This is a genomic window from Xanthobacter sp. YC-JY1, from assembly GCF_021730305.1.
Classification (GTDB): domain Bacteria; phylum Pseudomonadota; class Alphaproteobacteria; order Rhizobiales; family Xanthobacteraceae; genus Xanthobacter; species Xanthobacter flavus.
On the sequence record NZ_CP032674.1, the window covers coordinates 4,472,057 to 4,485,962 of the forward strand.

12 protein-coding genes are annotated in these 13,906 nt (G+C 69.8%); 7 read left to right on the plus strand and 5 right to left on the minus strand.

Going from position 1 to position 13,906, the window contains the following annotated elements:
- The first annotated feature begins 110 nt into the window (after positions 1-110).
- A complete protein-coding gene (locus D7006_RS21045; protein ID WP_237354433.1) occupies positions 111-1,616 on the plus strand; it encodes a catalase in 1,506 nt (501 codons plus the stop codon).
- 99 nt (positions 1,617-1,715) lie between these two features.
- On the opposite strand, the gene aqpZ is transcribed toward D7006_RS21045, so the two are convergent.
- On the minus strand, positions 1,716-2,405 hold the full coding sequence (gene aqpZ / locus D7006_RS21050) for an aquaporin Z (RefSeq protein ID WP_029556870.1): 690 nt from the start codon (positions 2,403-2,405) through the stop codon (positions 1,716-1,718).
- A 420-nt stretch (positions 2,406-2,825) separates the two neighbouring features.
- Between aqpZ and D7006_RS21055 the strand changes: the two genes are divergently transcribed.
- Both D7006_RS21055 and D7006_RS21060 read left to right on the plus strand, forming a co-directional pair.
- Positions 2,826-3,107: a hypothetical protein gene (locus tag D7006_RS21055; RefSeq protein ID WP_237354434.1), complete on the plus strand. Its 282-nt coding sequence runs from the start codon at positions 2,826-2,828 to the stop codon at positions 3,105-3,107.
- A 122-nt stretch (positions 3,108-3,229) separates the two neighbouring features.
- On the plus strand, positions 3,230-5,797 hold the full coding sequence (locus D7006_RS21060; protein ID WP_237357012.1) for a carbohydrate-binding family V/XII: 2,568 nt from the start codon (positions 3,230-3,232) through the stop codon (positions 5,795-5,797).
- Positions 5,798-5,870: 73 nt separating this feature from the next.
- Here D7006_RS21060 and mdoH read toward each other — a convergent pair whose 3' ends face one another.
- Positions 5,871-7,703, minus strand: a complete 1,833-nt coding sequence (gene mdoH / locus D7006_RS21065) for a glucans biosynthesis glucosyltransferase MdoH (RefSeq protein ID WP_237354435.1) — start codon at positions 7,701-7,703, stop codon at positions 5,871-5,873.
- A 65-nt stretch (positions 7,704-7,768) separates the two neighbouring features.
- Between mdoH and D7006_RS21070 the strand changes: the two genes are divergently transcribed.
- The 4 genes from D7006_RS21070 to D7006_RS21085 are packed head-to-tail and all read left to right on the plus strand — an operon-like array spanning position 7,769 to position 11,138.
- Positions 7,769-8,779, plus strand: coding sequence for a zinc-binding alcohol dehydrogenase (locus D7006_RS21070; RefSeq protein ID WP_237354436.1), 1,011 nt, complete (start codon positions 7,769-7,771; stop codon positions 8,777-8,779).
- Between the two features lie 30 nt (positions 8,780-8,809).
- Entirely contained in the window at positions 8,810-9,220 is a 411-nt protein-coding gene (locus D7006_RS21075; protein WP_024277257.1) for a 6-carboxytetrahydropterin synthase, read from the plus strand.
- Positions 9,217-10,275: a glycosyltransferase family 4 protein gene (locus D7006_RS21080; RefSeq protein WP_237354437.1), complete on the plus strand. Its 1,059-nt coding sequence runs from the start codon at positions 9,217-9,219 to the stop codon at positions 10,273-10,275. Before D7006_RS21075 ends, D7006_RS21080 begins: the two co-directional genes overlap by 4 nt.
- Positions 10,272-11,138, plus strand: a complete 867-nt coding sequence (locus D7006_RS21085) for an SAM-dependent methyltransferase (protein ID WP_237354438.1) — start codon at positions 10,272-10,274, stop codon at positions 11,136-11,138. Before D7006_RS21080 ends, D7006_RS21085 begins: the two co-directional genes overlap by 4 nt.
- A gap of 3 nt (positions 11,139-11,141) precedes the next feature.
- On the opposite strand, the gene D7006_RS21090 is transcribed toward D7006_RS21085, so the two are convergent.
- The 3 genes from D7006_RS21090 to ftsY form a co-directional block, all read right to left on the minus strand.
- Positions 11,142-12,065, minus strand: coding sequence for an SH3 domain-containing protein (locus tag D7006_RS21090; RefSeq protein WP_237354439.1), 924 nt, complete (start codon positions 12,063-12,065; stop codon positions 11,142-11,144).
- Positions 12,062-12,421: a hypothetical protein gene (locus tag D7006_RS21095; protein WP_237354440.1), complete on the minus strand. Its 360-nt coding sequence runs from the start codon at positions 12,419-12,421 to the stop codon at positions 12,062-12,064. Before D7006_RS21095 ends, D7006_RS21090 begins: the two co-directional genes overlap by 4 nt.
- A 131-nt stretch (positions 12,422-12,552) precedes the next feature.
- The gene (gene ftsY / locus D7006_RS21100) at positions 12,553-13,896 is read right to left on the minus strand and encodes a signal recognition particle-docking protein FtsY (RefSeq protein ID WP_237354441.1); all 1,344 of its coding nucleotides are present in this window, start codon (positions 13,894-13,896) and stop codon (positions 12,553-12,555) included.
- Between the last annotated feature and the right edge of the window lie 10 nt (positions 13,897-13,906).

Sequence of the window (13,906 nt, forward strand, 5' to 3'; positions counted from 1 at the left end):
CTTATCGAAAACTCAATGCAATCTGATTTGTCCTTATTCCAACTCACAGCCATGCTGCGCTCCGGTTGATCCGCCGCCGTCACGGCGCGAGTCCAAGCAGGGAGCCCTTCATGACGCGACCCACCCTCACCACCACCGCCGGCAATCCCATCGCCGACAACCAGAACTCGCTGACCGCCGGTCCGCGCGGTCCGGTGCTGATGCAGGACTATCAGCTCCTCGAGAAGCTCGCCCACCAGAACCGCGAGCGCATTCCCGAGCGCGTGGTGCACGCCAAGGGCTGGGGCGCCTTCGGCACCCTCACCATCACCGGCGATATCTCGAAATACACCAAGGCCAAGGCGCTCCAGCCCGGCGCGCAGACGCCCATGCTGGCCCGCTTCTCCACGGTGGCCGGCGAACTCGGCGCGGCGGATGCCGAGCGCGACGTGCGCGGCTTCGCGCTCAAGTTCTATACGCCCGAGGGCAACTGGGACCTCGTGGGCAACAACACCCCGGTCTTCTTCGTCCGCGACCCCTACAAGTTCCCGGACTTCATCCACACCCAGAAGCGCCACCCCAAGACCAACCTGCGCTCCCCCACCGCCATGTGGGACTTCTGGTCGCTCTCGCCGGAGAGCCTGCACCAGGTGACGATCCTGTTCTCCGACCGCGGCCTGCCCGTGGGAGTCCGGAACATGAACGGCTACGGCTCGCACACCTATTCCTTCATCAACGAGGCGGGTGAGCGCTTCTGGGTGAAGTTCCACTTCAAGACCCTTCAGGGCCACAAGCACTGGACCAATGGCGAGGCCACCGAGGTGGTCGGCCGCACCCGTGAATCCACGCAGGAGGATCTGTTCACCGCCATCGAGCGCGGCGAATTCCCCAAGTGGAAGGTGCAGGTGCAGGTGATGCCGGAGCTGGATGCGGAGAAGACCTCCTACAATCCCTTCGACCTCACCAAGGTGTGGCCGCACGGCGAGTATCCGCCCATCGACATCGGCGTCATGGAGCTGAACCGCAATCCGGAGAACTATTTCGCCGATATCGAGCAGGCGGCTTTCTCGCCGTCCAACATCGTGCCCGGCATCTCCTTCTCGCCGGACAAGATGCTGCAGGCCCGCATCTTCTCCTACGCCGACGCCCATCGTTATCGCATCGGCACCCATTACGAGCACCTGCCGGTGAATGCCCCCAAGTGCCCGGTGCATCACTACCACAAGGACGGCGCCATGCGGTTCTTCCCGCAGGTGACCGGGAATACCGACGCCTATTACGAGCCGAACTCGTTCAACGGCGCCGCCGAGGACGCCAAATATGCCGAGCCGCCGCTGCAGATCTCGGGCGATGCCGAGCGCTACAGCCACCGCATCGGCAATGACGACTTCTCCCAGCCGCGCGCCCTGTTCGAGCTGTTCGACGCCGGCCAGCGCCAGCGGCTCTTCAGCAACCTCGCGGCGGCCATGTACGGCATTCCGCAGGAAATCGCCGACCGGCAGATCGCCCTCTTCACCAAGGTCCACCCGGAATACGGGGCGGGCGTGAAGGCGGCGCTGGAGCACGAGACCCGCGCCAAGGCGGCGGAGACGGCCCAGCAGCAGAAGAACCCGGCGGGCCCTGTCGCCGCCGAGTGACGTGATCCCGGAGCGGGGGTTTGCCGGGAGCCCCGACCCGGCAAACGGAAAGGGGGCGCGCCTCGCCGGCGCGCCCCCTTTTTATTTCAGCTGAAGATCTCAGTCCTCAAGCACCTTCAGCTTGAACAGGAGGCCGGCGAGATAGGCGCCCACCAGCGGCACCACGATGAACAGCCAGAGCTGCGAGATGGCCTTGCCGCCCGCGAACAAGGCCGGGCCGATGGAGCGGGCCGGGTTCACCGACACGCCGGTGACGGGAATGAAGACGATGTGGATCATCACCAGCGACAGGCCGATGGCGAGGCCCGCCGCCTGGGTGATGCCCGCCTTGGAGGTGGAGCCGAGGATCACCACCAGGAACACGAAGGTGCCCACCAGCTCGGCGAGGATCGCGGCGCCGAGGCCGTAGCCGCCGATATAGCCCTCGCCCCAGCCGTTCTGGCCGAGACCGGCGGTCTTCACATCGAAGCCCGCGAGCTTGCCGGAGGCGATCATGAACAGGATGGCGGCGCCGGCGATGCCGCCCAGGATCTGGGCGATCCAGTATTTCGGCACTTCGGAGGTGGGGATGCGGCCGGCGGCCCAGACGCCGATGGTGACGGCGGGATTGATGTGGCAGCCCGACACATGGCCGATGCCATAGGCCATGGACGTCACGGCAAGGCCGAAGGCAAAGGCGATGGCGAGCATCCCAATGGGTGCCGAGCCATAGCCGGTGAGCACCGCGGAGCCGCAGCCGAAAAGAACGAGAACCGCTGTTCCGATGAACTCGGCGACGTATTTATTCATTGCCCAGTCTCCCCTGCGCGCTGTCTCCCGGCGAGGACCGGGCACTGAGCGCGCATCCGTCACAGTTCAGGAGCCGAATTCGCCGCCCGGACCGAACGAAACCGGGCGGACTCGCCTCCAATCAGGCGCCCCCTGAGGACACGCCGCAGCTCAAGCCAACTCCGCCCAAAGGCAGAGATCAAGACTGCAACTTCAAATCGGGGTGGCTCGCGCGCACCTTTTTGACGTGCGGCAGCGCAGCATCGCGTACCGCGCTCGCGAAAAGATGAACGGAAGGTAAAGGCCCGTGTCGGCACGGGTTCAGCCCCGGCGTCGTACAAGCAGGGTGAAAACATCCTCCATTGAGGGGACGACCTGCCCCGGTCCGGCGTTCTAAGCCGGCCACGCGACGTCGAACAAAGAGCTGCCCCGGACCCTGCCATGAAGACCTCCTCCCTGATTGCGGCTGCCGCCACCACCTTCATCGCCATCGCCGCCTGGGGTGGCGGCGACCTCGTGCGCGCCTTCCCCGGCGATGCCGCTCCCGCCATGGCGAAGGCGGATCAGCCCGCGGCGCGCAACGTCGCCTATCAGTGGCGCGACTATTGGGATCGCGGCGGGGCGGATGCTGCGACGCGGGCCTGCCCGGCGCGCAAGAGCATCAGCCTCTCTTGGGAGGGCCCGCGCCTGTCCTGGCAGCGCAGCTGCGCCCGGCCTGGCTGAGCTTCACCCCTCGCGCGCCACGATCGGGCGGTGCAACCGCCGGGAGCCTCCCGCCACGCTGACGTTCGCCCGCGAACATGGTAGGTGTGCCCCGCCCCGGCGTTCGGGGAGGGAGGGAGTTCATGAAGCGACTTTGGACCGGCGCCTCAGCCGCAGCGCTGGTTGCAGCTGCGACGCTGTGGACCGCGACGGCCGACGCCCAGCAACCCCAGTCGACACCTCAGGCGCAGGCCCAGCCCGCGGCCGCGCCCTCCGCGCCGCCGACATGGCCGCGCGTCTATGACCTGCCCGACAACCAGGTGCTTCAGCTCTACCAGCCGCAGATCGATGCCTGGACCGGCGACACCATGTCCGGCCGCGCCGCGGTGGCCATCGGCGCCAAGACCGGCGCGCCCACCTACGGCATGGTGAAGTTCTCCACCCGCGTCGCCATCGACAAGCCGGCGGGCCTCGTCCATTTCGCCACCTTCACCATCGAAGGCGTGCAGGTGCCCACCGAGCCGGGCAAGGCCAGCGAGATCCGCTCGGCCCTCCAGACCCGCCTGCCCCCGGACGGCATGACCATGCCGCTGGACCAGCTCCAGGCGAGCTATGCGGTCAACCAGGAACTGGCCAAGGTCCAGACCCAGCCGGTGGACAACACCCCGCCGCAGATCCTGTTCGCCACCACCACCACCGTCCTCATCCCCATCTCCGGAGAGCCGGTGCTGCGGCCGATCAAGGGCGTCAGCGGCTTCCAGCGGGTCATCAACACCCGCCCGCTGCTGCTGAAGGACGATGCCGGCACCTATCATCTGGAAGCCGCCGGCCACTGGTACGAGACGCCCAGCCTTACCGGCACCTGGATCGTCACGCCCCAGGTCTCCGATGCCCTCGCCTCCGCCGGCAAGGCCGCCATCGCCGAGACCCCGGCCGATCCGCTGCTCAACAACGAGAAGAAGCCGATCAACCCGGCCCCGGCCATCTTCGCGGTCACCAAGCCGACCGAGCTGATCCAGACCGACGGCCAGCCGCAGATGCTTCCCGTGGCGGGCACCAACCTGCTCACAATGAACAATGCCGATCACGCGGTGTTCATGGAGACCACGTCCAATTCCTATTACGTCCTGATTTCGGGCCGCTGGTTCAAGGCGCCCGACCTCAAGGGGCCGTGGGCCTTCGTCGCCAGCAACGCGCTGCCCAAGGACTTCTCGAAGATCTCACCGAACGATCCGAAGGCCAACGTGCTGGTCTCGGTCGCCGGCACGCCGCAGGCGAAGGAAGCGGCCATCGCCGCCACCATCCCGCAGACGGCCACGGTGAAGCGGAGCGTGGAGCTGAAGGTCGCCTTTGAGGGCGCGCCGAAGTTCGAGCCCATTAGCGGCACCGCGCTGGCCTATGCGGTGAACACCGCGACCCCGGTGATCCGCCTCGCGCCCGACCGCTTTTATGCGGTCAACAACGGCGCCTGGTTCGTGGCGGTCGATCCGGCCGGCCCCTGGCGGGTCGCCGATGTGGTGCCGGACGTGATCTACACGATCCCGGTGTCCTCGCCGATGCACTACGTCACCTACGTCCGCATCTATGGCTCAACGCCGGATGCGGTGGTGGTGGGCTACACCCCCGGCTATATGGGCGTCGTCGTGGCGCCCGGCGGCACGGTGGTCTATGGCACCGGCTACAATTGCGTCGGCTATGCCGGCTTTGCCGACTGGTATTCCTGCCCCGTTACCTACGGCGTCGGCGCCGGCTTCGCGCTGGGCCTCGACACCGGCTTCGCCTTCGGCTTCGCCGCCGGCTGGGGCTGGGGCGCGGCGGTCTATCCCTATTGGGGCCCCTACTGGCATCCCTATGGCCCCTATGGACCTTATGGACCCTACGGCCCGTGGGGCGGCCACTGGGGCTACACCAACCTGAACCAGACCAACCTCTACGGCCGCTGGGGCGGCGCCGCGACGGTCAACCACGCCTGGGGCACCACCTGGAACGGCACCGACTGGTCGGGCCGCGACTGGCACGGCACCACGGCCAACGGCACCAACTTCGCCGGCCGCTCGGGCGCCGCGTTCAATCCCTATTCCGGCAATTATGCCGCAGGCCGGGAGAACGCCCGCTACAATCCCACCACCGGGGCCCGTGGCGAAAGCCGCGCCGGGGTGGAAGGCAATGCCTATACGGGCAATGCCGTCGCCGGCCGTGAATCCGCCGGCGCCAACCCCACCACCGGCACCTATCACGCCTCCCAGACCGGCGTGACCGACAAGAACGGCAACGTGAACGTCAACAGCCGCGGTGTCGCCGGCAATGCCAAGACCGGCAACGCGGTGGCCTGGGACAACGGACACGTGGCGGTGGACCATGACGGCAACGTCTACCAGCACAACGACAATGGCAGCTGGAGCCAGCACACCACCTCGGGCTGGCAGAACACCACCCGCGACACTTCCAGCCTGGACCGCGAGGAACAGGCGCGCTCCTGGGGCAACCAGCGGGTGTCGAGCTATGGTGGCGACGGCTTCGGCGGCGACGCCTATGGCCGTGGCGACAGCTTCGGCTCCGGCGGCTTCGACCGCGACTTCGGCGGCTTCGGCGGCGGCGATCGCTTCGGCGGCGGCAGCAGCTGGGGCGGCGGAGACCGTTTTGGTGGCGGCGGCTTCGGTGGAGGTCGTGGCTTCGGCGGGGGGTTCGGCGGCGGCTTCGGTCGGCGCTGATCCGCCCCCCCCTCGCACAGAACAGGAAAGGCCGAGCTCACGCCCGGCCTTTTCGTTTCTGCGCCGTCTCGGATCAGGCCGCCCGGCGGGTCTCGAAGCTTTCGCCCGCGAGCAGGCGCTGCACCCGGCTGGGGCGGAACTCCTCCGGCACAGCGCACAGGCCAAGGCGCACGCAGAGCCGGCCGAGGCGCGGATCGGCGGTGGCCATGGTGAAGGGAATGGCGAGGACATAGCCCGCCAGAACCGGCGCCGCCCACAGCGCCAGCACCGGCTGCACCGCCAGCAGCGCGACGAGCACCGCAAGGCCGAACACCGTCTGCGGCCAGAACGCCCGTGCCGCATGGGCGAAGTCCACCCCATGGCCATCGCGCGCCTGCGCCCGCCAGGATGCGCGCACCCGGCCCAGCAGTAGGCGAACCATCTCCAGAGTCACCGCCATGGCGGTGATGGCACTGAGCAGGAAGGAGAAGACCAGCTCCACCGCCACCGAACCGGCAAAGCGCAGCGCGCCGCCATAGCGGGCGACGCCCCCCGCGGTCAGCAGAACGTCCGCGACACCGGCGAGCTTGGGCAGGAGCGCCATGGCCATCATGCCCCCGTAGAGCGCGAGGGCGAGGCCGGTGGGATAGGCCGGCCCGGCCTCCGCCGCCGCCAGCGGCAGCAGCGCCAGCAGCGTCGGATGCGCCGGCACCGTCACGAACATCAGGATGGCCCAGACCAGCTGGAACCGGCTCATGGGCTGGAGGCTCGCCGCGAGGCCCGGCACGGTCAGCAGGCGCAGATACTGGAGATTGCCGAGACACCAGCGCAGGTCGCGGCCGACGAAATCGGTGGCGGCCGGCGGGTTCTCCTCATAGCTCTCGCTCTCCACCGGCAGCACGCGCACCTCGTAGCCGGCGCGGCGCATGAGCACCGCTTCCACCTGATCGTGGGAGAGCACGGGTCCACCGAACGGCGGGCCGCCGGGAAGCTCGGGCAGGTGGCAGGCGTCGCGGAAGGGGGCGACGCGGATCACCGCATTGTGCCCCCAGAACGGCCCGCAATCCCCCGCCCACCAGCTCGCGCCGAGGGTGTAGCTGCGCATGCCGTGGCGCATGCCGAACTGGAAGATGCGCCCGAACGCGCTCGGCGAGGGCAGGCCCACCACGAGGCTCTGGAGGATGCCGAGGCGCGGATAGGCCGCCATCAGGCGCACCATGGAGAGGATGGTGTCCGCCCCCATCAGGCTGTCGGCATCGAGCGGCAGCATGAAATCGTAGCGCTCGCCCGCATCCGTGCAGAAGGCGCGGATATTGCCCGCCTTGAAGCCGGCATTGTCGGCCCGGCGGCGGTAGAAGATGCGGGAAGGCCCCTCCTGCGCGCGCCACGCCGCCACCAGCGCCTCCTCGGCGGCGGCGATCTCCGGCCGCGAGGTGTCGCTGAGCACATGGAAATCGAAGGCGCCGCCGTGACCGGACAGGTCGAGATCCGCCTTCACCGCCTTCAGCCGTGCCAGCGCCCGCGAGGGGTCCTCATTGCGCACGGTGAGGAGGATGGCGGTGCGCGCGGTGATCGGCCCTTCGGGCAGAGGCGGGGCGAGGAAGGGCGCCGCGGCCTCGACGCCCCGGCGCCGCCCGTGCAGCAGGTAAAGACCCACCGCCGCATTCCAGAAGCCGATGGCATTCCAGGGCGTGATGGCCAGCGCGCAGACCAGCAGCAGCCCATCCACCACCGAGAAGCCGTCATGGGCGCCCAGCGCCACCATGCCGACGAGAACGAGGGCGACCGTCGCGACATTTGCGACGAGCATGAACAGACGGCGCCGCCGGAGCGTTGAGAGCGGCTGGATCAAGGCCGGCGTCAGCGTCGCCGACGCAGGTGCGGGTTTCTCGGGAAGCGTGGACAGTGGACCGGACCTTGAAGACATGCATAGCTCCCTGGGTGCCGGCGGCCCGCGGCGACGAAACCCCAAGCGTATACGAGAGCCAAAGCATGGCCGTTCATCCTGCGTCAACTTGCCACGCTTCGGTTTTCGCCCGCGCGCTCTGGTACATCGCGCCCGGCGTGAGCGAGTTGAGACCCGGCGTGCTGCCGGCCGTGGACGAGGCGACAGCGCAGGTTCGCACCCTCTATAGCGCCGTCAGCCGCGGCACCGAGCGGCTGGTTTCGGCGGGCCTTACCGATCCCGTTCACCGCACCCGCATGCGCGCACCGTTGCAGGAAGGCGAGTTCCCGTTTCCCGTGAAGTACGGCTATTGCGCCGTCGGCGAGGTGGAAATGGGGCCGCCCGAGCTGCTCGGCCGCCGCGTCTTCTCCCTCGCGCCCCATCAGGAGCGCTTCGTCGCGCTGCGCGAGATGCTGGCCCCGGTGCCCGACGCCGTGCCGGCGCGGCGCGCCACCCTCGCCGCCAACATGGAAACCGCCCTCAACGCGGTATGGGACGGCGGCGCCGGCCCCGGAGACCGCATCGTCGTGGTGGGCGCGGGGCTCGTCGGCCTGCTGGTCGCCTATCTGTGCTGCGGCTTGCCCGGCGCGGAGGTGACGGTGGTGGATACCGACCCCGCCCGTGCCGCGGTGGCTGCCACGTTCGGCGCGCGGTTCCTGCCCGCCGCGCCCGGCCCGGCCGATCTCGACGCCGATCTCGTCTTCCACACCTCGGGCTCCTCGGCCGGCCTCAACATCTGCCTCGCCTGCTGCGGCGACGAGGGCCGCGTGATCGAGATGAGCTGGTACGGCGACCGGCCGGTGGATGTGGCGCTGGGTGGCGGATTCCACCACAAGCGCCTCGCCATCGTCTCCTCGCAGGTGGGCGCCGTGAGCCCGGCCCGCCGTCCGCGCTGGAGCCGCCGCCGACGCCTGCTCAAGGCCTTGGACCTCCTCGCCGACGACCGGCTCGATGCGCTCATCACCGAGGAGGTCGCCTTCAATGATCTGCCGGCCCGGCTGCCGCGTATCCTCGCAGCCGGAGCGGAAGGGATCGCCACCGTCGTCAGGTATGGCTGAGGCCGGACCACCGGACAGAAAGGACATTCAATGTACGCGGTAGAGGTGCGGGACCACATCATGATCGCCCATTCATTCCGGGGCGACCTGTTCGGCCCGGCGCAGGCGCTGCACGGGGCGACCTTCGTGGTGGATGTGGCCTTCTATCGCGAGGACCTGACCGAAGAAGGCGTCGTGGTGGACATCGCCCGCGCCCATGAGGCGCTGAAGGGCGTGCTCGGCCCGCTCAACTACAAGAATCTCGACGAGGTGCCCGCCTTCGCCGGCCGCAATACCACCACCGAGGTGCTGGCCCGCCACGTGTTCGACCACATGGCCGCCGCCGCCCGCTCCGGCGATCTCGGCACCGGGGGCGACGGCATCGTGCGCATCCGGGTGTCGCTGCACGAATCCCACGTCGCCCGCGCCTGGTACGAGGCCGACATCGGCCCTGCCGCGTGAGCGCTCCCGCGCGGCCGGCGGTGGCACTGGTCCATCCCGGCGCCATCGACACTCCCAGCGGCGGCTATGCCTATGACCGGCGCATCCTCGCCGGCCTCAAGGCGCAGGGTTTCGATGCGGTGCCGCTCTCGCTCCAGGGCGGCTTCCCCTTTCCCACGACGGACGAGATCGGGCCGGCCCTCGCCGCTCTTGCCGCGACACCTTCCGGCACCGTGCTGCTGGCGGATGGCCTCGCCCTCGGCGCCCTGCCGGGCGAGGCCCTGCGGCGGCTCGAACGGCCTGTGGTGGCGCTGGTGCATCATCCCCTTGCGCTGGAGACTGGCCTCTCTGAGGAGATCGCGGCCCGCCTGCTGGAGAGCGAGGCCGGGGCGCTGGCCGCTGCCGCCGCCGTCATCGCCGTCAGCCCGGAGACGCGGCGGATGCTGGTGGAGCGCTATGGCGTGCCGCCGGAGAAGATCACCCTCGCCTTGCCCGGTACCGCCCCCGCGGCCCGCGTGCTGGCGGACGGCCAGCCGCCCCGGCTCATCGCAGTGGGGTCGCTGACGCCCCGCAAGGGCTATGGCGTGCTGCTCGACGCTCTCGACGGCCTCACGGATCTCGACTGGACGCTGACCATCGTCGGCAGCCCGGATTTCGAGCCCGGGACGGCGCGGGAGATCGCCGCCCGCGCGGCCGGATTTGGCCCCCGCATCCGCCTCGCCGGCGCGCTCCATGTGGCGGCGCTGGACGAGGCCTATGCGGCCGCCGACATCTTCGTCCATCCCTCCTTCTATGAGGGCTATGGCATGGTGCTGGCCGAGGCGCTGCGGCGCGGCCTGCCCGTCATCTGCACCACCGGCGGCGCGGCGGGAGAGACCGTTCCCGACGGGGCGGGCCTCAAGGTCGCTCCCGGCGATGTGAAAGCCCTTGCGGCGGCGCTGCGCGCGCTGCTCGTCGATCCCGCGCGCCGGCGGGCGATGGCCGATGCCGCCTTCGCCGCCGGCACGGCCCTGCCCGACTGGTCCGACACCGTCGCCGTGATCGGCCGGGTCGTGATGGAGGTCGCCGACCGATGAGCGAATTGACCCCCGCGCCTGCCGCGACCTTCTCCGCCGGGTGGCTCGCTTTGCGGGAAGTCGCCGACCATCGCGCCCGCGCGGCGGCGCTCGAGGCGGAACTCGCCGCCCGACTGTCCCCCCTCGCCGAGCAGCGCATCGTCGATCTCGGCGCTGGCTCCGGCTCCAATCTCCGGGCCCTCGCGCCGAAGCTCGGACCGCGCCAGCACTGGATATTGGTGGACCACGACGACACCCTCGCCGAGGCCGCCCGGACCGCCTTTCGCGCCTTCGCGGACGGCTGGCGGGAGGATGGCGGGACCTTGGTGCTCGATCTCGCGGGCAAGGAGGTGACGGTGGAATTTGCTTTGCGCGACATCGCCGCCGATCCCGCCGCGCCGCTGGCGTTCCGGCCCCATCTCGTCACCGCTTCGGCCTTCTACGATCTCGTGTCGGCGGACTGGTGCCGACGCTTCGCGGCAGCGTTCGCCGGCAGCGGCGTGGTTCTCCATGCGGCGCTGACCTGCGACGGCCGGGATGCCTGGTCGCCTCCTCATCCGGCGGATGCGGAAATCGCGGACGCCTTCCGCGCCCATCAGGGCACCGACAAGGGCTTCGGCCCCGCCACAGGCGCGGACGCGGCCACCATCCTCGGCGAGGCCCTTGAAGCTGCGGGCTACGCCATCGAGACCGCAAATAGCCCGTGGCGGCTCGACGCCGGCGACCGGCAGCTGATCGCCGAGCTGGCGAAAGGCACCGCGCAGGCGGCGGTGGAGAGCGGTCGCGTGCCGGCCGCGGTCGCCGCGGACTGGCATCAGGCGCGGGCGATGGCGCAGGGCTGCGTCATCGGCCATGTGGACCTGCTGGCGATGCCGCGGGGCTGACAGTCAGCTGCAGTTCGTGACCTGATTGGAGCAGATGCCGCGCCACCAGCCGCGCTTGCCATCCCGGCTCTTCGTCAGCGCCCAGTTGGCCGAGCAGGCGTAGAGGCGCTCCAGCGTGCCGTCGATGGGCAGGTTGCCGGAGGGGTCGGCCGCGTCATCGCCGGGCGGGATGTCCTTCGCATCGACGTTGGGGGCCTGGTGCAGGCGCATCACCGGCATCTGCGTGTTGGCATAGGCGCCGCCGGCCTTGTCCGCCGGGATCCAGCCGGCGCCCTTATAGGTCTTCGGATAGGAGCGGGGCGGCGGATCGTCATAGGGCGCGCCGGGCGGGGTGGCGTTGCGGATGCGGAACCAGCCGTCCTTGTAGCCGGTGATCTCGAACTCCACGTGCCAGCTGTCGTCCTCGCCCTGTCCGGACTCGGGCGTGTGGCGCGGCGGGGCGAGGGTGCCGACCACCTTCGCCGTGGCGGAGGGAGCCGCCCGCACGGCAAGGCCCTTGCGGCTCTTGTCGATGGACCATGCCCGGATATGGCAGGGCTCGACCCCCGCCTCCGCCTTCTGCTTCGCGAGACCGGCGAGGATTTCGCCCTGATCCTCCGCGAAGGGATCGTCGCCGGCCGGGTCCTGCGGGGTGCGCGGGCGCACGGTGGCCGAGACAACCTTCCGGGCATCGCCCTCCGGCGCCAGCGTCACCTCCAGCACCTGCCCGGGCGCGAAGGCGCTGCCCGGCGTCCCGGGATCATCCGTGCCGGCGGGAAAGACGGCGATCAGCGCCGTCTGGCCCAGTTCGCCCGCGCGCAACACGCGGCCTGCGACCAGCGTCTTCGGCAGGTGCGCCGTGGCGGCGGCGACCCACGTCGGGTCTTCCGCTCGTGCCTCGCCGACCAGCACCGGCGCCGCGAGCGCGAGGAGGAAAAGGCGCCTCATTGGGGCGCGATGATCTTCAAAGGGGTGGTGTAGGGCTCGACCCGCAGGCTGTCATTACCGAGGATGCTGACGCGCGCCACCGGCGCCTGCTCCAGTGCCCCATCCGCCCCCTTGCGCACCGCATAACGCCAGAGCGTCACCTCGCCCTTCGCCTTCAGCGCACGGCCGATGGCCGTCACGTCGCTGCCGCCGAGCGCTGTCACGTCCTGCGGCGCGAGGCCGACGACGATCTCGTCCTTCACCGTGACGATTTTGAACAGCGGCGTCGTCTCCGCGCCCGAGGCCGCTCCGGCGAGGACCAGAAGGCTGCCGGCGACCAGCGACAGGGAGAACAGGCGGCGGGTGGGACGGGTCATTGCGGCGATCCTCGGGATGGCGCACGGCGGCGCTCAAGGCCGACATTTCCCGAGGAACGGCGGATTCGCAACCGCCGCGTGCCGAAACGGCAGCAGGGCGGCAGAGTGCTACCGCACAGCCGCGAAAGACCTCATTCCAGCCCGGCGATGGCCCGTGCGAAATCCCGCGCCGCGAACGGCTGGAGATCGTCCTGCCCCTCGCCCACGCCGATGAGATGGATGGGCAGCTTGTGCTTCGCCGCGATGGCCACAAGGATGCCGCCGCGCGCCGTGCCGTCGAGCTTGGTCATGACGAGGCCGGTGACGCCCGCGATGCGTGCGAAGGCCTCCACCTGCGAAAGCGCGTTCTGGCCCACGGTGGCGTCGAGCACGAGAAGCACCGCATGGGGCGCGGTGGGCTCCTGCTTCTTGATGACCCGGACGACCTTTTCCAGCTCGGCCATCAGCTCGGTGCGGTTCTGCAGCCGGCCGGCGGTGTCGATCATCAGGATGTCCGCGTTCTGGGCGCGCGCCTCGGTAATGGCGTCATGGGCGACGCCCGCCGCATCGGCCCCCTGCTCGCGGGCGATGACGGTGGCGCCGGTGCGCTGGCCCCACACCTTCAGCTGCTCGATGGCAGCGGCACGGAAGGTGTCGCCGGCGGCCAGCACCACCTTGCGGCCCTCGACGCGCCACTGGGAGGCGAGCTTGCCGATGGTGGTGGTCTTGCCCGATCCGTTGACGCCCACCATCAGCAGGATGAACGGCTTGTGTGCGGTGTCCACCACCAGCGGCGTGGCCACCGGAGCGAGGATGCGCTCCACCTCGGCGGCAATGAGGCTCTTGACCTCCTCGGCCGAGATCATCTTGTCGTGCCGACCGCGCCCCACGTCCTCGACGATGCGCATGGAGGTCTCGACGCCGAGATCAGCGCGGATCAGCACCTCCTCCAGCTCCTCCAGCGTCGCCGCATCGAGCTTGCGCTTGGAAACGAGGTCGGTGATGCCCTGCCCGAGGCTGGAAGCTGTGCGGGCGAGACCCGAGGCGAGGCGGCTCCAGAAGCCCTTGCGCGGCTCCGGGGCCGGGGCCGTGGCCACGGGTTCCTCCGCCGGCGGAGGGAGGTCGGGCGGGGGAGCTTCGGCGGCGAGGGCCGGGGTCGGCTCAGGCGCGGGGGCTTCAACAGGTTGGGGGACTTCGACCGGCTCGGGCGTGACCTCGGCGACGGGCTCGGGCTCCGCCTCGGCGACCGGCTGCTCCTCGATCGCGGCAACCGGCTCGGGCGCGACGGGCTCGGGCGCAGGGGCCTCCGCAGCTTCGGCGGCAACGCTTTCGACCGGTGCCGGTGCGGGCGCTTCCGGTGCGACGTCCGATGGAGCAGGCTCCGGCTCGATGGGAGCGGGCTCCGGCGCAACAGGCGTTTCGGCCGCCGGCTCGCCCTTCAGCCAGCCCCAGAAGCCGCGCTTCTTCTTGTCGTTTCCGCCGTCCTGCTGGCTCATGCCCGAAATC

Excerpts from the sequence above, each read along its gene's own strand:
- D7006_RS21045 (WP_237354433.1), top strand. The coding sequence starts at position 111 with ATGACGCGACCCACCCTCACCACCACCGCCGGCAATCCCATCGCCGAC.
- aqpZ (WP_029556870.1), bottom strand. The coding sequence starts at position 2,405 with ATGAATAAATACGTCGCCGAGTTCATCGGAACAGCGGTTCTCGTTCTT.
- D7006_RS21055 (WP_237354434.1), top strand. The coding sequence starts at position 2,826 with ATGAAGACCTCCTCCCTGATTGCGGCTGCCGCCACCACCTTCATCGCC.
- D7006_RS21060 (WP_237357012.1), top strand. The coding sequence starts at position 3,230 with ATGAAGCGACTTTGGACCGGCGCCTCAGCCGCAGCGCTGGTTGCAGCT.
- mdoH (WP_237354435.1), bottom strand. The coding sequence starts at position 7,703 with ATGTCTTCAAGGTCCGGTCCACTGTCCACGCTTCCCGAGAAACCCGCA.
- D7006_RS21070 (WP_237354436.1), top strand. The coding sequence starts at position 7,769 with ATGGCCGTTCATCCTGCGTCAACTTGCCACGCTTCGGTTTTCGCCCGC.
- D7006_RS21075 (WP_024277257.1), top strand. The coding sequence starts at position 8,810 with ATGTACGCGGTAGAGGTGCGGGACCACATCATGATCGCCCATTCATTC.
- D7006_RS21085 (WP_237354438.1), top strand. The coding sequence starts at position 10,272 with ATGAGCGAATTGACCCCCGCGCCTGCCGCGACCTTCTCCGCCGGGTGG.
- D7006_RS21090 (WP_237354439.1), bottom strand. The coding sequence starts at position 12,065 with ATGAGGCGCCTTTTCCTCCTCGCGCTCGCGGCGCCGGTGCTGGTCGGC.
- D7006_RS21095 (WP_237354440.1), bottom strand. The coding sequence starts at position 12,421 with ATGACCCGTCCCACCCGCCGCCTGTTCTCCCTGTCGCTGGTCGCCGGC.
- ftsY (WP_237354441.1), bottom strand. The coding sequence starts at position 13,896 with ATGAGCCAGCAGGACGGCGGAAACGACAAGAAGAAGCGCGGCTTCTGG.